Source organism: Nonomuraea sp. CX421, from assembly GCF_059358955.1.
The window spans coordinates 35,350-53,789 of the sequence record NZ_JCADBK010000011.1 but is presented as its reverse complement, the minus strand read 5'-3'; the positions used below and the strand labels follow the sequence as shown (position 1 = coordinate 53,789).

The 18,440-nt window shown below is 71.2% G+C and carries 20 protein-coding genes; 7 read left to right on the top strand and 13 right to left on the bottom strand.

Translation table 11 applies throughout. The features are described 5' to 3' along the window. Window positions 1-28: 28 nt before the first annotated feature. From AC5L3X_RS20875 to AC5L3X_RS20865, 3 genes are all read left to right on the top strand, one after another. Entirely contained in the window at window positions 29-1,801 is a 1,773-nt protein-coding gene (locus AC5L3X_RS20875) for an NAD+ synthase (protein WP_494858938.1), read from the top strand. Window positions 1,802-1,858: 57 nt separating this feature from the next. Further along, window positions 1,859-2,107 (top strand): hypothetical protein, encoded by a 249-nt coding sequence (locus AC5L3X_RS20870; RefSeq protein WP_494858936.1) that lies wholly within the window; start codon window positions 1,859-1,861, stop codon window positions 2,105-2,107. 135 nt (window positions 2,108-2,242) lie between these two features. Next, window positions 2,243-2,515, top strand: a complete 273-nt coding sequence (locus AC5L3X_RS20865; RefSeq protein WP_494858934.1) for a hypothetical protein — start codon at window positions 2,243-2,245, stop codon at window positions 2,513-2,515. 66 nt (window positions 2,516-2,581) lie between these two features. Here AC5L3X_RS20865 and AC5L3X_RS20860 read toward each other — a convergent pair whose 3' ends face one another. From AC5L3X_RS20860 to AC5L3X_RS20830, 7 genes are all read right to left on the bottom strand, one after another. Then, window positions 2,582-2,713, bottom strand: a complete 132-nt coding sequence (locus AC5L3X_RS20860) for a hypothetical protein (RefSeq protein ID WP_494858932.1) — start codon at window positions 2,711-2,713, stop codon at window positions 2,582-2,584. Between the two features lie 274 nt (window positions 2,714-2,987). Continuing rightward, a complete protein-coding gene (locus AC5L3X_RS20855; RefSeq protein ID WP_494858931.1) occupies window positions 2,988-4,220 on the bottom strand; it encodes a hypothetical protein in 1,233 nt (410 codons plus the stop codon). Continuing rightward, entirely contained in the window at window positions 4,217-4,600 is a 384-nt protein-coding gene (locus AC5L3X_RS20850) for a cupredoxin domain-containing protein (protein ID WP_494858929.1), read from the bottom strand. The genes AC5L3X_RS20855 and AC5L3X_RS20850 overlap by 4 nt, the downstream gene beginning before the upstream one ends. 50 nt (window positions 4,601-4,650) lie before the next feature. Continuing rightward, on the bottom strand, window positions 4,651-6,753 hold the full coding sequence (locus tag AC5L3X_RS20845) for a right-handed parallel beta-helix repeat-containing protein (RefSeq protein WP_494858927.1): 2,103 nt from the start codon (window positions 6,751-6,753) through the stop codon (window positions 4,651-4,653). A 123-nt stretch (window positions 6,754-6,876) separates the two neighbouring features. Continuing rightward, the gene (locus AC5L3X_RS20840; RefSeq protein WP_494858926.1) at window positions 6,877-7,479 is read right to left on the bottom strand and encodes a TetR/AcrR family transcriptional regulator; all 603 of its coding nucleotides are present in this window, start codon (window positions 7,477-7,479) and stop codon (window positions 6,877-6,879) included. A 7-nt stretch (window positions 7,480-7,486) separates the two neighbouring features. Continuing rightward, complete coding sequence (locus AC5L3X_RS20835; protein ID WP_494858924.1) at window positions 7,487-9,055, bottom strand: MFS transporter; 1,569 nt, start codon at window positions 9,053-9,055, stop codon at window positions 7,487-7,489. 92 nt (window positions 9,056-9,147) lie between these two features. Beyond that, window positions 9,148-10,362, bottom strand: coding sequence for an MFS transporter (locus AC5L3X_RS20830; RefSeq protein WP_494858922.1), 1,215 nt, complete (start codon window positions 10,360-10,362; stop codon window positions 9,148-9,150). A 134-nt stretch (window positions 10,363-10,496) separates the two neighbouring features. Here AC5L3X_RS20830 and panB point away from each other — a divergent pair, with 134 nt between their 5' ends. Beyond that, window positions 10,497-11,327 (top strand): 3-methyl-2-oxobutanoate hydroxymethyltransferase, encoded by an 831-nt coding sequence (gene panB, locus AC5L3X_RS20825; protein WP_494858920.1) that lies wholly within the window; start codon window positions 10,497-10,499, stop codon window positions 11,325-11,327. 132 nt (window positions 11,328-11,459) lie between these two features. Here panB and AC5L3X_RS20820 read toward each other — a convergent pair whose 3' ends face one another. Together AC5L3X_RS20820 and AC5L3X_RS20815 are read right to left on the bottom strand one after the other, a co-directional pair. Then, window positions 11,460-12,377 carry a threonine/serine dehydratase gene (locus AC5L3X_RS20820; protein ID WP_494858919.1) on the bottom strand — a complete coding sequence of 306 codons (918 nt, stop codon included), beginning with the start codon at window positions 12,375-12,377 and terminating at the stop codon, window positions 11,460-11,462. A gap of 79 nt (window positions 12,378-12,456) precedes the next feature. Next, window positions 12,457-13,635, bottom strand: a complete 1,179-nt coding sequence (locus AC5L3X_RS20815) for a trans-sulfuration enzyme family protein (RefSeq protein ID WP_494858917.1) — start codon at window positions 13,633-13,635, stop codon at window positions 12,457-12,459. 182 nt (window positions 13,636-13,817) lie between these two features. On the opposite strand from AC5L3X_RS20815, the gene AC5L3X_RS20810 reads away from it, so the two are divergent. Further along, window positions 13,818-14,504 carry an alpha/beta fold hydrolase gene (locus tag AC5L3X_RS20810; RefSeq protein WP_494858915.1) on the top strand — a complete coding sequence of 229 codons (687 nt, stop codon included), beginning with the start codon at window positions 13,818-13,820 and terminating at the stop codon, window positions 14,502-14,504. Between the two features lie 107 nt (window positions 14,505-14,611). On the opposite strand, the gene lgt is transcribed toward AC5L3X_RS20810, so the two are convergent. Next, a complete protein-coding gene (gene lgt / locus AC5L3X_RS20805) occupies window positions 14,612-15,490 on the bottom strand; it encodes a prolipoprotein diacylglyceryl transferase (RefSeq protein WP_494858913.1) in 879 nt (292 codons plus the stop codon). Window positions 15,491-15,581: 91 nt separating this feature from the next. Next, a complete protein-coding gene (gene npdG / locus AC5L3X_RS20800) occupies window positions 15,582-16,235 on the bottom strand; it encodes an NADPH-dependent F420 reductase (RefSeq protein WP_494858911.1) in 654 nt (217 codons plus the stop codon). Between the two features lie 121 nt (window positions 16,236-16,356). Between npdG and AC5L3X_RS20795 the strand changes: the two genes are divergently transcribed. Further along, a complete protein-coding gene (locus tag AC5L3X_RS20795; RefSeq protein WP_494858910.1) occupies window positions 16,357-16,935 on the top strand; it encodes a hypothetical protein in 579 nt (192 codons plus the stop codon). Window positions 16,936-16,949: 14 nt separating this feature from the next. On the opposite strand, the gene AC5L3X_RS20790 is transcribed toward AC5L3X_RS20795, so the two are convergent. Continuing rightward, a complete protein-coding gene (locus AC5L3X_RS20790; RefSeq protein ID WP_494858908.1) occupies window positions 16,950-17,891 on the bottom strand; it encodes a LysR family transcriptional regulator in 942 nt (313 codons plus the stop codon). Window positions 17,892-17,964: 73 nt separating this feature from the next. Here AC5L3X_RS20790 and AC5L3X_RS20785 point away from each other — a divergent pair, with 73 nt between their 5' ends. Beyond that, on the top strand, window positions 17,965-18,216 hold the full coding sequence (locus tag AC5L3X_RS20785) for a CBU_0592 family membrane protein (RefSeq protein WP_494858906.1): 252 nt from the start codon (window positions 17,965-17,967) through the stop codon (window positions 18,214-18,216). Window positions 18,217-18,241: 25 nt separating this feature from the next. On the opposite strand, the gene AC5L3X_RS20780 is transcribed toward AC5L3X_RS20785, so the two are convergent. Next, window positions 18,242-18,427: a hypothetical protein gene (locus AC5L3X_RS20780; RefSeq protein ID WP_189126000.1), complete on the bottom strand. Its 186-nt coding sequence runs from the start codon at window positions 18,425-18,427 to the stop codon at window positions 18,242-18,244. Window positions 18,428-18,440: the final 13 nt, after the last annotated feature.

Genomic DNA, 18,440 nt, shown 5'->3' with positions numbered 1-18,440 from the left:
AAAAATCAGGTCGTACTAGTCTTGTCGCGTGGCACAACTGCGGATCGCCCTCGCCCAGACGAACCCGACGGTAGGCGACCTCGCCGGCAACGCCGGCAAACTGGTCGCCTGGACCCGCGATGCCGCCGACCGGGGCGCGCATCTGGTGGTGTTCACCGAGATGTTCCTCACCGGCTACCCGGCGGAGGACCTCGTGCTGCGCACCTCCTTCGTGGACGCGAGCATCAGGACCCTTGAGGAGACGGCGGTCCGGCTGCGGGACGAAGGGCTGGGCGAGCTTCCGGTGGTGGTCGGCTACGTCGACCGGGCCGGCCTCGCGCCGCGCGTCGGCCAGCCCAAGGGCGCGCCGCTCGACGCGGCCGCGGTCCTCCACCGGGGCGAGGTGATCCTCCGCACGGCCAAGCACCACCTGCCCAACTACGGCGTTTTCGACGAGTACCGCTACTTCGTGCGCGGCGACCGGCTGCCGATCTTCCGGCTGCACGGGGTGGACGTCGCCATCGCCGTCTGCGAGGACCTCTGGCAGGACGGCGGGCCGGTGGCCGTCGTCGGGCGGGCCGGCGCCGGGCTGCTGGTGGTGCCGAACGCCTCGCCGTACGAGAAGGAGAAGGACGACGTACGGCTGGAGCTGTGCGCGCGCAGGGCGCGTGAGGCGGGCTGCGCGCTCGTCTACGTCAACCAGGTCGGCGGGCAGGACGAACTGGTCTTCGACGGCGACTCCGTCGTGGTGGACGCGGCGGGCCAGCCGGTCGCCCGGGCGGCGCAGTTCCGTGAGGAGCTACTCACCGTCGACCTCGACCTGCCGGTCTCGGACGCCGAGCCCGGCGCGTACCCGTACGACGCCGGCGACGGCACCACGATCACCGTGGACCGCGTGGTGCTCTCCGACGCGCCCGTCGAGGCCTACACTCCCGAGCCGCCCTCGCCGGCCGAGCGCCTGGACACGCACGCGGAGGTCTACTCGGCGCTGGTGCTGGCCGTACGCGACTACGCGGCCAAGAACGGCTTCCAGTCGGTGATCCTCGGCCTGTCGGGTGGCATCGACTCGGCACTCACCGCGACGATCGCCGCCGACGCGATCGGCCCCGACCGGGTGCACGTGGTGCTGATGCCGTCGCGCTACTCCTCCGACCACTCGGTGAGCGACGCCGAGGAACTGGTCAACAGGCAGGGCCTCCACTCCCAGGTCGTGCCGATCGCGGAGATCGTCACCGCGTTCGAGAAGGAGATCGGCCTGTCCGGGCTGGCCGCCGAGAACCTCCAGGCCCGCGTGCGCGGCATGATCCTGATGGGGCTGTCCAACGAGCACGGCCACCTGGTGCTGACCACGGGCAACAAGAGCGAGCTGGCGACCGGCTACTCGACCCTCTACGGCGACTCGGCCGGCGGCTTCGCGCCGATCAAGGACGTGCCGAAGACGATGGTGTGGGAGCTGGCCAGGTGGCGCAACGAGCACACCGACCCGTCCTTCCTGCTCCGGGCCGAGCAGCCCATCCCGGACAACTCGATCACCAAGGAGCCGAGCGCCGAACTCCGTCCCGACCAGCGCGACACCGACTCGCTGCCGCCCTACGAGGTGCTCGACCGGCTGCTGGACGACTACGTCGAGAAGGACATGGGCTCGCACGAGCTGATCGCGGCGGGTCACGACCCCGACCTGGTGACCCGGGTCATCCGGCTGGTGGACCTGGCCGAGTACAAGCGCCGGCAGTATCCGCCGGGTCCGAAGATCACCCCGAAGAACTTCGGCCGCGACCGCCGCCTCCCCATCACCAACAGATGGCGCGAGATCCCCTCCTGACGGGAGGACAATGGATGAGCAGGTGACTCCCTGACCCTGCGGCATAGACTTGCGAGCATGAGCGCCGCGCACGAAGAGTACGAAGACCTTCATCGCCTGGTCGATCGGCTCACCCCAGACCAGGCACGAGCCGTGCGTGCGGTCATTCTGCAGCTCGTTCCGGCCCATCAGCCCCAACAGGCCCCTCCGCTCGAAGACGGCCGCTACAGACGATTCCCCTTCGCCAAGACGATGCACGCGGAACACGACTTGGCAGCCCGTTCAGAAGACATCATCCGCAACGAACTCGGCGGATACGCTTCGTGATCGTCTGCGACACCGGCCCCCTCGTCGCGCTGTTCAACGAGGCCGACGACGACCACGAACGCTGCCTCGCTTTCCTCGAACGCCACCCCGGCCCGCTCGTCATACCGGGCCCGATCCTCACTGAGGTCTGCTGGCTTGTCGAATCCCGTGTCGGTGCCGAAGTCGAGGCCCCAATTCCTTCAGTCGATCGTCGACGACGTCCTCACCCTGGAAGCAGTAGTCACTCAGGACATCGCACGCATGGCCGAACTCGTCCGGACCTACGCGGACTTCCCGTTGGGTGCTGCCGACGCCTCGGTAGTCGCCGTGGCTGAGCGCCTGAACGTCCACGAGATCGCCACGCTGGACCGCCGGCACTTCCACGTCGTGAAACCGAGGCACATCAACGCCTTCACCTTGTTTCCCTAACTCGGCCGTCCACACCACGGCAGGCTCATGGACCTGCCCGAATCGGAACATCCTGACGTCGATGGGTCAGGTGTCCCGGTCTCCGTTGAGGACGCGGGCCATCCACTCCAGTGAGCCTGTGCTGAGCGCTTCGTTCGCGAGGCGCTTGGCGGACGGCGTCTTCAGCGCGGCCAGTGAGCTGTCGATCCACGGCTGCACGTTCTGGTGTCCCTGCTCGCGGTACTCGATACAGACTCATGAACGCCGCGCGCTCGGGGTCGCCGCCTTCCAACGCGGTGATGACACTGGCGATGATCGCTGCCCGAAAGGAGTGGTCGGCGATGCTCTGTGACGAAAGCCGTCAGCCGAGCAGCCCGGTACTGAACAGGTGCGCATCAACGCCGCTTATGTGGGCGAGGTCGCCCGGCATCGTGAGCACGTCTCGCTGCCTGGGAGCACAGCCGCCCGACAGAGTGATCCCCATCGGCCCGGTTCAGGCGGCGAAAAGGAGCGTGAGGCCGCCGAGGGTGTAGCAGATCATCAGGACGAAGAGCGGGATCTGTCCCGCGACGGCCCTGGCCGGGGGCAGCAGGCGGACGGAACGGTCGTGCGCCGCGACCACACCGGCCACGTGCCCGGCCACGATGGCCAGCACCTGCACCGTGGCGATCGTCCCGGGGCTGACGACGTCCTGGGCGACCTCGGCGTCGAGGCCCAGGGTGAGGATGACCGCGCGCTGGCCCTCGATGACCAGCAGCGAGAAGTAGTGGGCGATCAGGTAGCCGATCGCGATCGGGATCAGCGAGTGGGCGAACCTCGGCGCGAGGCCGCGCGCGCCGCCGATCAGCCCGGCCACGCCCAGGCAGGCGGCGTAGAGCGCGGCCACGCCGGCGATGGCCGCGAGCAGGCCCAGCGTGCCGAGCCCCGTGCGGCCGAGCGGGCCCGACTGGAGCGCGTCCACCCAGGCCGGGGCCGTGGAGAAGCCGTCGTAACCGGTGCTGCCGAGCAGCACGCAGACCGTGGCCACCAGGCCGGGCGCGGGCGCGATGGCGTCCAGGCCGTCGAACGGGTTGCGCAGCACGCGCCTGCCGTCGGCCCGCCTGCCGAGTGGTGACAGGTGGCCGATCAGCGTCGAGTACGCCTCGAACGGGTCGCCGCGCTCCAGCCAGGCGTGGCCGTACACGAGGGTGCCGGTCAGCTGCGTGGTGGCGTACAGGATGAAGAAGATCAGGAGGGTGAGGGGCGCGGCGGGTTCGGGGGCGACGAGCTCCATCCAGGTGAAGGCCAGCAGGCCGGCGCCGGCCGGCCAGTAGCCGAGCCGCGACGGCAGGGCGCGGCGCGGCCGGTCGGGCAGCAGGCGGAACGGGTTCAGCGTCCGCCACACCGGCCCGAACAGCAGCGACGCGGGCACCAGCCCGACCCAGAACAGCACGTACACGAGGTACGGCGCCGGGTTGTCAGTATCGGGGCCGAACAGCAGCAGCCCCGCGGTGTAGACGACGGCCAGCAGGGTCAGCACGCGCGCCGGCCGGGCGGGCAGCCGGAGCGCCACCACGCGCCCCGCCCGGTCACCGCTGAACCGGGAGTCGGCCCACAGCAGGCCGAGCGCCAGGAACGACACGACGAGCGCCGCGAACGCCCCCGCGTAGGCGTAGAACGCCGGGATGGGCAGATCGCTCCGCGAGCCGACCCCGTGCGCCAGCACCCCGTCCAGCAGACCGGTCATCTCACCGCCAGCTGGGTCAGGACCAGCTTGCTCTCGTGGGTCTCCACCTCGAAGACCCCGGTCAGGTCCGCGGGGAAGCGTACGGTGACCGGCACGCCCGGCGGCAGCTCGGCCTCGACGTCGTAGCCGTGCACGTGCAGCTCGTCGGCGACGTCACTGGTCACGGTGATGCGCACGGGCTGGCCGCGCCGGGCCTCCAGCCAGCCGGACGGCGGGCTGACCCGGCCGCCCTGGACGCGGATCTCCGCGTGCGCCTCGCCGGGCGCGGGAGCGGGCGCCGACGTGACCACCTCGTGGCTGTTGCCGGGGTCGCGGTGGGTCCGCGACATCGGCCCGCATCCCGCCACCAGGAGCGCCGCCACGGCGACCGCTCCTGTCACGCGAGCGCTCCGGCCTCGCCGGCGCGCCGCGGACGCCCCGGTCTGAGCGATCACGCGGGGACCTCGGCTTCGGCCGGGGCCGGTTCGGCGGCCGGGCGGCGGCGCGGGGCGAGGACGACGACGGCGCACAGCACCCACACACCGGTGAGCAGCCCCCGGATCCAGCCCGGCCCCAGCGGGATCAGCGGGATCAGCTGCACCATCCGGTCGTAGGCGTCGGCCACGGCCAGGCAGCCGAGGACGATGGTGAACCAGCCGAACACCGGCCGTCCCACCCGCAGCGCGGCCCCCAGGCAGATCCACCAGGCGGCCATGAGCAGCAGCGCCACGGCCGCGAGCAGGGTGTCCTCGGCCGCCGCCGCGACCACGTCGAGCGCCAGGCCGATCAGCCCGGCGACGGCGCCGGCCATGACGAGCCGGTACGCCCGCCCGGAGACCGCGCCCGTCTTCGGGGACCCGCCGTCGCCCGAGGGGTCCCCGGCCTGGCGGCGGGCCGGGCGGCCCGACCGGACGCAGAACAGGACGGCGAGCAGCGCGAGCACGAGCGAACCGCCGAGCGCGAGCTGGGTCTCCAGCTTGCCGAGCCCGGACGCGCCGAACCAGTCACAGCCGGCGGGCAGCCGCGCCTCCGAGGCGCTGTAGTCGGCGCACAGGTACAGCTTGACGACCTTGACCGGCTCGGCCACCCAGCGGCTGGACCCGCCGGACAGGGCCGGCGCCTGTGCCGCGCACACGGGGAGCACGGCGGGGGTGGACCCGCCCGTGTCGCCCTGCCAGCAGTTGCCAGTGCCCTGGCCGTCCCACCACACGTCGAGCCCGTTGGGCCGCCGCTCCCCCGTCGGGCTGACGCCGAAGACGTTGCCCTCGTAGCGGTTGAAGTTGGACGTGTCGGTCTGTTTGGCCAGCTCTGTCTCGCCCCGGACGAACGCCGGCACACCGAACAGCTGGAACGCCGCGCGCCGGTGCCCCCAGACCTGGTTGTTCTTGAACACGTTGTAGTTGCCGCCCGCGACGAGCACCCCGGTGCCCGTCGGGACGCCCACCTGCGGGCAGACCACGCCCTTCTCGTAGCCGCGCTGGGCCGGGGGCTTGGCGCACGTGCCGTCGCGGATGTACCGGTAGTAGTCCACGTTGTTGTCGTAGATCTTGTTGTTCTCGAACTTGGCGTGGTTCTGCGGCAGTCCTGGGTGGTCGGGCCAGAGGCTGTCCATGGTGGCGCCGACCGAGTTGTCGTAGAACTCGTTGTCGTGGACCCACATCGAGTCGCCGGCGGTGCCCGAGTAGCCGAGCGCGTTGTGGTGGCTCTTGCAGCGGCGGATCTCGATGGCGTAGCGGGGGACGTCGTGGCCGCGGCCGTCGTTGATGTTGGACGCGCTGCCCGGGTAGAGGCCGCCGTCGCCGTTCCCGTACGACTCGCAGTCGGTGTAGAGGCCGTGGTCGCTGGCGAAGGTCAGGAAGCCGTACTCGTCGTTCCACCGGGTGAGGACCTGGTCGATGACGAACCCGTCGGTCTCCAGGACGTACAGGGAGTTGAAGGTGGTGCGCTGGGCGGTGAAGTTGCGGAAGTAAATGCCGTTCGTACGGTCCGCCCGGATGGCGTTGAGCTTGTGGTATTCGGCGTCGATGACCACGTCGAGCGGGTTCGCACCGGTGCCCTCGATCTGCAGGTCGCGCTTGCCGAGGATGGCCACCAGGTTCTGATTGTGGGGGCACTGCTGCTGTTGTTCGAAGCTGAGGATCTGGTAGCCCCAGTCGGACCAGCGGGCCTGGAGGTTGGCGCAGTCTCCGGTGGGGGCGGGCCGGCTGGGCTCTTCGCTGTAGAGGCCGGGCAGGATCGCGATCGTCATCCCGGGCTTGTTCACCTGGTCGACGGCTTCCTGGAGGTGCCGGAAGCCGTCGCGCCGGCACCGCTCGAAGAGGGTGCGGTTGCGCTCCTTGAGGGCGGCGGGGAAACCGGCGATCCGCCGTTCGAAGTCGGCCTCGCCGGTCTTGCAGACCAGCAGGTCGGGCTCGGAGGTGCGCAGGACCGGCACGCTGCCCGTGCCGTCCGGCAGCGTGACCGGCCGTTCCTCGTGCGCCAGGGCCGAGCCGGCGGCCAGCAGCAGGCCGAACACCAGGGCGACGACGATCGCGATCCTGCGTAAGGAGGGCATGGGCGCGAGATTAGAACAAGGCTCACGTTCTTGCCTAGCCTCTGACGGCCACCCGCACAGATCTTCACAAGATCGCGACGAACCCCGCCTGAACGGGCGGCCGGACGGCGCCGAAGAGGGAACTCAGGCGGCCAGGCCGGGCAGCAGGTGGTCGACGATCCGCTCGGCGAGGTCGGCGGGGAGGTCGCCGGCGGGGCCCCACTTGTGGTGCCAGATCATCGCCCCCGACAGGATGGCCATGCACATCTCCACCTCGATGTCCGGCCGCAGCTCACCGGAGGCGACGCCGCGCCGGATCACCTCGCGCAACGCCTGCCTGCGGGGCTCGATCGCGATGTCGACGAACCGCTCCATCAGCCGCGGGTAGCGGTCGGACTCGCTGAAGGCGATGTTCATCACGCATCGGGTGCGGCCCTGGCCCGCCTCGCTGCGCATCGAGTCGAGCAGGACGATCAGGTCGTCGCGCACCGAGACCCCGGCGAGCCGCGGCAGCGGGGCCTGGAGCGTGGCCAGCGCGTCGGCCACCAGGTCCTCCTTGTTGGACCAGCGCCGGTAGATGGTCGTCTTGCCGACGCCGGCCCGGGACGCGATCGCCTCGATGGACAGCTCGACGAGGCCCGTGCCCTCGCCGATCAGGTCGAGGGTGGCGTCGATGATCGCCTTTTCGGCCTTCTCGCTGCGCGGGCGGCCCGCCGGGCGGGCCGTCGCCGGTTCCTGAATCGTCATCGGGGCCTCACCCTACCGCCGCTGTTTCCTTCGTTCGCGCCTGCTGGACCGGACGGACCTTGCCCGGCATCCACTTCGCCACCACAGCGGCGCCGATCAGGGTGAACGCGGCCGACACCAGGGCCGTGACGTGCATGCCGCCGATGAACGCGGCGAACGCGGGCTGCATCAGGGCCTGCCCCTGCGCGCCCAGGCTCTCGGCGACACCCGCCGTGGCCATGATCGACTCTCCGGCGGCGTGCCGGGCGCCGGGCGGCAGCGCGGTCAGGGCAGGGGCGATCTCGCCCCGGTAGCTGGAGGACAGGACCGAGCCGAGCACGGCCACGCCGAGCGCGCCCGCGACCTGGCGGACGGTGTTGCTCATGGCCGAGCCGACGCCGGCCTTCTCCCTGGGGAGCGACTCCATGATCGCGGTGGTGGCGGGCGGCATGATGTTGGCCATCGCGGCGCCCTGGACGAAGAAGATGACCTCGATCAGGACGATCGGCGTGTGCTGGTCGAGGAACGCGTAGCTGCCCAGCGCCAGGGTGATCACGATCATGCTCACGGTGGACGACAGCTTGGCCCCGAACCGCTCGTTCACCCGCTGGCTGAGCGGCGCGAAGATGAGCTGCGCCGCCGCGAACGGAATCATCAGCGCCCCCGCCTGGATCGGGCTGTAGCCGAGCACGATCTGCAGGTAGAAGGTGAGGAAGAACATCCCGCCCATCATCGCGAAGAACACGATGCCGACCATGCCGATGGCCGTGCTGAACCTCGGGTTGGTGAAGTTGCGCACGTCGAAGGCCGGATGGTCGCTGCGCCGCTCCCACCAGACGAACACCGCCAGCACGGCAGCCCCGAACAACGCCGGCCCGTAGACCTCAGGGCTGGTCACGGTGGCCAGCTCGCCGCCGCGGATGATGCCGTAGACCACGGCGACCAGACCGACGATGGAGAGCAGCACGCCGACCGGGTCGAGCCTGGACGGCTTGGGGTCACGCGACTCGGGCACCACCCTGGCGATGAGGATCATGCTGACCACCACGATCGGCACGTTGACCAGGAAGATCGAGCCCCACCAGAAGCGCTCGATCAGCAACCCGCCCGTGATGGGGCCGATCGCGATCGCCAGCCCCACGCCGCCGGCCCAGACGCCGATCGCCTTGCCCCGCTCACCGGGCGGGAAGATGTTGGAGATGATGGCCAGCGTGGCCGGCATGATGGCGGCGCCGCCGATGCCCATCGCCGCCCTGGCCAGGATCAGCTGCGTCGGATCCTGGGAGTAGGCGCTGATCAGCGAGGCCAGCCCGAACAACAGCATGCCGATGAAGAGCATCCGCTTGCGCCCGGTGCGGTCACCGATCACGCCGAAGGTGAACAGCAACCCGGCGAACACCAGCGTGTAGGAGTTGATCGCCCATTCCAGCTCGCTCTGCGTCGCGCCCAGCCCCTCGACCGGGTCGGCGATGGTCTTCATCGCCACGTTGAGGATCGTGTTGTCGAGCACCACCGCCAGCAGGCTGAACACCAGCACGCCGAGAATCGCCCATCTCCGTGGATGGCCCTGGTCCAGCCGGTCCTGCGTCGCGTCCATGAGCACATCCTAATTTCGATACGGTCGAGTTTCGCAACAGGACCGTATCGCAACCCATTTCGATACGCAACAGTACCGTTTCGAAATGGGGGTCAGTGTGCCGCGGCGGACTCCAGGCTCGGCTCCATGACGGCCCCGGCCACTCCGGGGCGCCGCCGCCAGAACGGCAACGCGAGCACCACCATGAACATCCCCACCAGCCCGGCCATGACGAAGGCCCAGGTGGCGCCGTGCGCGTCGATGATCGCCCCGGCGACGGGCGCGGAGGCCGCACCACCGATCAGCAGGGCGGTGCCGTGCAGGCCCATCGCCTCACCCCGGGCCCCCGAGGGCACCCAGCGGCTGACCCCCTCGACCGTGGAGGACAGGGCGGGGGCGCAGAGCAGCCCGGCCGGCAGCAGGGCGAGGACCAGCCATCGCCAGTCGCCGCCCGCCAGCCCCACGGGCACGGTCAGCGCGCCCATGAGCCCGATGAGCAGCAGGGGCGAGAACCCACGGCTCAGCCCGCCGTAGACGAAGCCGCCGAGCAGGGAGTAGAGGCACCAGATGGCCACGGCGAGCCCGATCCACGCCGTCTGCCCGGTGTGCTCCATGGTGCCGACCAGGGCCAGCTCGGTCGCGGTGAGCACGAACGTGGCCGCGGCCGCGGTGCCGAGCAGCGCGACCATGCCCGGCGTGAGCCACTGCCGTCGCGGCACCCGCGCCACGGGCTCGTCGAGCTCCTCGGCCGAACGGATCGGCGGGTCGAGCAGGATCAGCGTCAGGCCGGAGCCGGTCAGGCCGACCGCGATGATCATCATCGTCGGCCCGCCGCCCAGCATGGTCACCCCGGCCACGGCCAGCGCCGGGCCGGTCATATAGGAGATCTCGACCAGCATCGAGTCGAGCGAGAAGCCCATCCGGCGCTGCTCCGGGGGCACCACGGCGGCCAGGCACTGCCTGATCACGCCGAACACCGGCAGCACCAGCAGCCCGGCCACCGCCGCCGCGCCGACCAGCACCGGGAACGGCAGCGCCCAGGCGCAGGACCAGAACGCCGCCTGCGCCCCGGTGGTGACGACCAGCACCGGCCGCAGCCCGTGCCGGTCGACGAGCCTGCCCGACAGCGGCGAGCCGACGGCCATGCCGATCGTGCTGGCCATGGTGACCAGCCCGGCCCGGCCGAAGCCGAGCCCCATGCCGTGGGCGACGTGCAGCGTCAACGCCATGCCCGTCGCGGTGGCCGGGACCCGCGCGAGCAGGCCCACCAGGAGCAGGGTCCGGACGCCGGGCAGCCTGAACAGGCGCCGGTAAGGCTCGATTGCCATGATGATTGCTTACCTCCGCAGCCATTCTGGCAAGGCGTACCGACAGTTTCGCCATCGGTTTCGCGGGTGGCATCATCGGAGAGGTCCGGGGACGCCACAGGGGCGCCTCGAGACTTTCTCTGGAGGGTCCACCCATGTCCTCTTCCACCACGCTGTACGGCGGCGCCGGCGGTCGCAGACTCACCGTGCGCGACATCGCGGCGGCCAAGGCACGCGGCGAGAGATGGCCCATGCTGACGGCGTACGACGCGATGACGGCCCGCGTGTTCGACCAGGCGGGCATCCCCGTCCTGCTGGTCGGCGACTCCGCCGCGATGGTCGTCTACGGCTACGAGTCGACGGTGCCCGTCACCGTCGACGACCTGCTCCCGCTCACGGCGGCCGTGGTGCGGGGCTCCTCGCGCGCCCTCGTGGTGGCCGACCTGCCGTTCGGTTCCTACCAGTCGTCACCGGCGCAGGCCCTGGAGACGGCCGCCCGCTTCATGAAGGAGGCGGGCGCGCACGCGATCAAGCTGGAGGGCGGCCGCCGCGTGGTGCCCCAGGTCGAGGCGCTGGTCGCGGCGGGGGTGCCGGTCATGGCGCACCTCGGCCTGACCCCGCAGTCGGTCAACACGCTCGGCGGCTACCGGGTCCAGGGCCGCGGCGAGTCGGGTGACGAGCTCATGAAGGACGCCAAGGACCTGGAGCGGGCCGGGGCGTTCGCGGTGGTGCTGGAGTGCGTGCCCGCCGACCTGGCCGTACGGGTCACGGCGTCCCTGTCGATCCCCACCGTCGGCATCGGCGCCGGCGCCGGCACCGACGCGCAGGTGCTGGTCTGGCAGGACCTCATGGGCCTGACCCCACGCCCGGCGAGGTTCGTCAAGCGCTACTCGGCGCTGGGCGAGGAGCTGGACCGGGCCGCCCGCGCCTTCGCCGCCGACGTCGGCTCCGGCGCCTTCCCCGCCCCAGAGCACACCTACGAGTGACCGCGTCCGAGCGATCGCGTACAAGTGACCGCGTACAAGTGACCGCGTACAAGTGACCGCGTCCGAGTGACCGCGTCCGAGTGACCGCGTACAAGTGATCAGTTCGCGCCCCCGCGAAGCGCGCGCCGCCGGTCAGGCCAGGGTGGCCGGGTCCGTGTTGGACCCGCACACCACGACCGCGACCCGCTCGCCGGGGGCGGGAACGTACGCGCCCGACAGCAGCGCGGCGTAGGCGGTCGCGCCCGCGTGCTCGGCCGCCACACGGTGCCGTTCCCACAGCGTACGGCGGGCCGCCACGATCGCCTCGTCGGGCACGAGCACGCTGCTCACCCCCGCCCGGGAGCAGACGTCGAAGGCCAGCCCGCCCAGCCGGGTGGCGCCGAGGGCGTCGGCCGCGACCCCGCTGACCGGGACGGGCACCGGCCGCCCCGCCTTCAGCGCGTCGTGCAGGGTCGGGATCAGCACCGGTTCGACGGCCACCACCCGCGTCGCCGAGCCGCGCACGCCGAGGGTGATGCCGGCGACGAACCCGCCACCGCCCACGGCCACCAGGACGGTGTCCACTCCGCCGGTCTGCTCCACCAGCTCCAGCCCGGTCGTGCCCTGCCCGGCGATCACCTCGGGCTGGTCGTAGGCGTGCACCTCCAGCGCCCCCGTCTCGGCGGCGCGTTTGGCGGCGGCCTCGGCGGCGGCCGAGTAGACGGCCCCGCCCTGGGTGATCTCGGCGCCCAGCGCGCGCAGCCCGGCGATCTTCACCGGGCTGGTCACGTCGGGCACGAAGATCTCGGCGCGGACGCCGAGCGAGCGGGCGGCGTGGGCGACGGCGAGCCCGTGGTTGCCTCCGCTGGCCGCGATCACCCCGCCCGGCGGCAGCCGACCGGCGGACAGGATCCGGTTGAACGCCCCGCGCACCTTGAACGATCCGGAGTGCTGGAGCAGCTCCAGCTTGAGGAACAGGCCAGGCGCGACCTCGAGCACCGGCGTGCGCAGCACGTGACCGGCGATCCGCCCGGCCGCCCCCACCACGTCCTCGTACGTCACCGACGTCACAGCTCCTCCTCGATCGCCCGTTTGAGTTCGGCCATCCGCGCCTCGTCGCGCCGGTGGAACACCCACTGCTTGACGCGCCTCAATCCTGTGTCAACGCCTGCTCGATGTCGGCCCAGAGGTCCTCAGGGTGCTCGATGCCCACCGCGACGCGCACGGTGCCCTCGCCGATGCCGTGCCGGGCCAGTTCCTCGACACTGAGCGACCGGTGGGACGTGGTCGCCGGGTGCAGGACGAGCGTTTCCACCCCGCCCAGCGAGGGGGCCAGGAGTGCCAGGCGTACCGCGGCCATGAACCTCTCCCCCGCCGCCCGGCCGCCGGCCAGGTCGAAGGAGAACACGCCGCCGAAGTCGGGCAGCAGCTTGCCGGCCAGCTCGTACGACGGATGCGAGGGCAGGCCGGGCCAGTGCACCGCGCTCACGGCGGGATGCCCGGACAGCCGGGTGGCGATCAGGCGGGCGTTCGAGCAGTGCCGTTCCATCCGCAGCCCCAGGGTCTGCAGGCCGCGCAGCGTGAGCCAGGACGCGAACGGATCCGCCGTGACGCCCAGCTCGATCGCGAACTGCCAGACCTTGCGGTACAGCTCGTCGCCGGCGAAGACGGCGATGCCGCCGAGCACGTCGGTGTGCCCGGACAGGTACTTGGTCGTGGAGTGCACCACGATGTCCGCGCCGTGCTCGATCGGCCGGCAGAGCACGGGCGAGGCGAACGTGTTGTCCACGACCGACACGATCCCCGCCTCGCGCGCGGCCGCGCACATCCCCGGCAGGTCTGCGACCTGGGCGATCGGGTTGGCGATGGTCTCCAGGTAGACGAGCCTGGTCTCGGGCCGCACGGCGTCGCGCAGGGCCGCGGGATCGTCTTCGGGCACATAGTCGACCGTGATGCCGAACCTGCCGGCCAGCTCCTTGATCATCGCGGCCGTCCCGCCGTACAGCGCCCGCTGCGCGATGAGGTGGTCGCCCGGCTGGAGCAGGCCGAGCAGCACGGCGTTGATCGCGCCCATGCCGGAGCCGGTGGCGACGGCCGCGACCCCGCCTTCGAGATCGGCGATCGCCGTCTCCAGGGAGCGGACGGTGGGGTTGGTGTAGCGGCCATAGACGAACGGGCCGTCGGGGCGGCCCATGGCGTCCGCCATCACGGCGGGGTCGTCGAACACGAATCCGGACGTCTGGTAGATCGGCACCGCGATCGGGCGGCTGCCCTCGATCGGCGGCTGCGGCAGGTGGACGGCGCGCGTTTCCGGATGGAGTTCACTCATAACCTTAAGGATGTCCCCTGAAAGCCCCAATGTCAGATTTTGCGGACACAAAGAATGCTCGACCCGCCCTGCCGCCGGGTGCCCGGACGCGGCGACCCGCCTCCCGGCACACGCTGATCTCCGACGTCCGCCGAGAGCTGACAACGCTCCCGGCGACCGGGCGACTGCGCGAGGCTGGAGATATGAAGGCGACGTTCGTGCTCGTGCACAGCCTGTCCGTGGGTCCGTCGACGTGGGAGCCGGTGGCCCGCGCGCTGGAGCGCCGTGGGCAGGCGGCCGTGGTGCCCGATCTGACCGGTGTGGCCCAGGGTGGGCCTCCCTACTGGCCGCAGGTGGTGGAGGCGGTGCGCGCGGCGACACCCGAGACGGCGATCGTGCTGGCCGGCCACAGCAACGCCGGCCTGTACCTCCCGGTGGTGCGTGAGGGGCTGGGCGAGCGGGTGGTGTCGTGCCTGTTCGCCGACGCGCACCTGCCGCCGGCCGAGGGGCTGGTCCGGGTGGCCGATGAGGCGTTCCTCCCGTTCCTGCGCGAGCTGGCCGACGAGTCCGGGGTGCTGCCGCGCTGGACCGACTGGTGGAGCGAGGAGGACGTCGCGGCCCTGCTGCCCGATCCGGCGACGCGGGCGCGGGTGGTCGAGGAGCAGCCCCGCCTGCCGCTCGCCGCCTACACCCAGTCCATCCCGGTCCCCGCCGGGTGGGACACGGTCAGGTGCGCCTGCCTCTGGTACGGCCCGCCGTACGACAAGGTGGCGGAGGAGGCGGCGCGGCGCGGCTGGCCCGTGCTGCGCACCCCCGGCCGGCACCTGCACCAGGTCGTCGATCCGGAGGGAGTGGCCGACGCGCTGCTGAAGCTCTCGCGCACATCGTGACTTCCGGTGGAACGGCATCGGCTCGTCGAGGATCGTCCGGCTCACCCGGTCCGAGAGCCGACCCGCCATGCATCAGCTGTACGACCGCGAAAGCGACGGCATGACGGTCATTCAGGCGGACGAGGTCGGGAAGAGCCGGCGTCCTGCTTGGGCGAGGCCGGCACCAGGATCTCCTCGGTGTCCTTGCGGCGGGTGACCCAGATGTAGACCAGCGCGCCGACGAACAGCACGATCGAGGTCCACTGGTTGATCCTCAGCCCCAGCAACGTCACCGCGTGGTCCACTCCGCCGACCGGGTCGATCCGCAGCCCCTCGATCCAGAACCTCCCCAGCGTGTAGCCGGCGACGTAGAGGGCGAACAGGCGGCCATGTCGCAGCGTGAGCCGCCTGCCGGCCAGGATCAGCCCGAAACCGAGCGCCACGTTCCACAACGACTCGTACAGGAACGTCGGATGGTAGAGCACGCCCGGCTCGCCTCCGTGCGCCTGGTCGATCTCCAGGCCCCACGGCAACGTGGTCGGACCGCCGTACAGCTCCTGGTTGAACCAGTTGCCCCAGCGGGCGATCGCCTGCCCGAACGCGATGCCGGGCGCGACCGTGTCGGCCACGGCACTGAGGGACAGCCTCCGGCGGCGGCAGGCCAGCCACACGCCCACGCCACCCAGAGCGACCGCGCCCCAGATGCTGAGCCCGCCCTCCCAGATGAACAGCGCCTGGTAGGGCTCCTTGATCGCGCGCGGGCCGAAGTAGGTCTGCCAGTCGACGACGACGTGGTAGAGGCGGGCGCCGATCAGGCCGAAGATCACCCCGGGAACCGCGATGTCGCTGATCGTGCCTTTCTCGCCGCCCCGGGCGCGCCATCGGCGCTCGCTCAGCCAGACGCCGAAGACGATTCCGACGATGAAGCACAACGCGTAGGCCCGGATCGGGATGAATCCGAGATGCCAGACACCCACGGAAGGGCTGGGAATCAAGGCGAGGGGCATGGCGGCGACGGTAGCGGATGCGACCTCACTTGGCAGCGTCTGTGACCTGATCGTGCGTGACGCGGCCCGCCGGGCGGCTGTGACCGTCCGCTCAGATGTCGGTGACGCGGATGCCGGCGTGCGCCTTGTAGCGGCGGTTGATCGAGATGAGGTTGGCCGTCAGCGCCTCGACCTGGGCGGCGTTGCGCAGCCGGCCACCGTAGACGCCCCGCACCCCGGGGATGACCGCGGCCAGCGCCTGCACCAGGTCGGTGGCCTCCCGGTCCTCGCCGAGCACCAGCACGTCGAGGTCCACCTTGTCCACCGCGGGGTCCATCAGCACCACGGCGGACACGTGGTGGAACGCGGCCACCACCCGGCTGTCCGGCAGCACGGCGGCGGCCTGCTGGGCGGCGCTGCCCTCCTCGACCGGCAGCGCGAAGGCGCCCTTCTTGTCGAACCCGAGCGGGTTGACGCAGTCGATGACGATCTTCCCGGCCAGTTCGGCGCGCAGCGACTCCAGCAGGGCCTTGTGCCCGTCGTACGGCACCGCCACGATCACGACGTCCGCCTCGGTGGCGACCACCGCGTTCTCCGCGCCGCGCGCGCCGTGCCCGATCGAGTCGGCCGCCTCCTGCGCCCGCCCGGCGCTGCGCGATCCGATCAGCACCGGATGCCCCGCCAGCGCGAACCGCCGCGCCAGCCCCTTCCCCTGGTCGCCGGTGCCGCCGAGGATGCCGATGGAAAGTCCGCTCACGTCAGTCATAGGCGGCATCATGCCATCCCCCCTCAAAACCACCCTCAGGCCACCCCCACCTGACTCCCCTGCTCGGGCAGGGTGCGCCAACCGGTCGGCGTGGGCGGGGCCCGTCGTGCACGATGGTCTGATGGACCCTGCATCGGTGGCCCTGCTCCGAGACCTTCTCGCCGAGACGGGCTGGATCGAGCGCACCCGGGAGTTCGGCCTGGCGCTGCGGGCCACGCGATCACCGGGCGGCCTGCTGCTCGTGGGCACGCCCGACGAGGAGCCCTGGCACCTGACCGCCCATCTCGACGACGAGGCGAGGCTGTCGGGCCTGACGCAGCTCACTCCCACGCTCGTGCGCTGGGCTCCGCCCGCCGACGCGCCTGCCCACCTGCGGATCGGGCTCGACCGCATCCACCGGGCCGGGCGGGGCGAGACGCTGTTCGTGGTGACCGAGCGCCAGGCTCCGGTGCCGCTGCTCGAACGCGTCGACGACGCCCGCCGTACGGGGGCCACCATCCTGGCGCTGGAGGGCGCCGACGGCGAGCTGGCCGGGCTGGCCCACGACGCGATCGCCGTGCCGGCGCGCGGGCCCGTCACCTTCGACGGCGCCCAGCACCTGGTCAGCACCGCCGCCGGTGAGCAGCCCCGGCGTCCCGGCCTGCGTGAGCGACTGGCCCGCCTGCTGGAGAAGGTCAGCGGTCCGCACGTCAACGACTGACCCCGGCGACGAGGTCAGAGCGGCTGGAGGTGGCCGACCAGGGTGGCGTCGAGGGCCACCGTGGCGTCCTCGATCGCGCTGATCACGACCGCCTGCACGGGGTCGGGCTGACCCGACCGGGTGCGGCTGATCCGCGTGACGGCGTCCAGCCGCCGTGACCCAACGTCGCGCAGATCGCTGACCCGCACCTCGCCCTCGGGCACGTCGAGCAGGGCCAGCGCGGGCACGATCGCCACCCCGTGCCCGGCCGCCACCAGCGCCAGCGTGGGCCCGAAGTCCGTGATGACGTGCACCTTGCGCGGCTCGAAGCCGTGCAGCCCGGCCAGGCGGTCCAGCGCCTGCCCGCTCGCCTGGCCGGGCTCGCCGGCCACCCACGGCACCTCCGCCAGGTCGGCGACCGAACGGGGCGGGTCGGGCCAGTCCGGAGGCATCACGATGCGGTACTCGTCGACGTAGAAGGCGTGGGTGGCCAGCGACGGCTGGGCGAGCACGGGCAGGCTCATGTCCTGCTCGGTGATCAGCACGTCGACGGCGCCGAGTCTCAGCTCCTGCAGCGCGGGCGGACCGTACACCTCGTGGATGATCGGGACGATCTGGGGATGGCGGGCGGCCAGGTCACGCATGGCCGGCACCAGCATGTGCTTGATCACCGTGGGGAAGGCCGCGATCCGCACCGGGCCCGCCAGCCGTTCGGTGAAGCGGGTGAGCTCGCGACGCGCCTCGGCCAGCTCGTCCTCGACCCGTTCGGCGTAGCCGGCGAGCACCCGGCCGGCCGGGGTGAGGGAGACGCGGCGCTGGGAGCGGTCGATGAGCGCCAGCCCGACCTCGCGCTCAAGCTGGGCGAGCTGCTGCGAGACGGCCGAGGGGGTCAGGTAGAGGGCTTCGGCGGCCCGCATCACTCCGCCTCGGCGGGCGACCTCGTGCAGCACCCGTAATCGCCGGGGGTCGATCTCCATGCAGGAGAGCTTACGCCCTCATGCAGATTTCTTTAATTGCGCTTTAGATCATCAGGTTCGGACAATGGCCCTCATGGATCTTCTCCTCGACGCTCTCGGCTGGCTCGGCGCGGGCCTGCTCGTGCTCGGCTACGGCCTCATCTCGACCTCGCGGCTGTCCGGGGACAGCGTGGCGTACCAGGTCATCAACGTGGTCGGCTCGATCACCCTGATGGTCAACAGCGCCTACAACGACGCCTGGCCGTCGGCCGGTCTCAACCTGGTGTGGGCCGCGATCGGCGTGGTCGCCCTGGTCAAGCTCGTCCGGATCACCACCGCCCCGTGATCGCCGAGCCGGCCGGGATCGGAGATCAGTCGTCGTCCTGGTCGGCCTCATCCCATGCCTTGTTGCGGTCGGCGGCGCGCTGCAGCGCGCCGGCGGCCTCCTGTTCGCTCGCGTAGGGACCCATCCGGTCCTTGTTGGGGCAGCCCTTTTCGGGCTCGACCCGCATGTGCTTGAGACAGAACCACCACTGGCCATCGCTCACGAGGCTCATTCTGCCCCGTAGA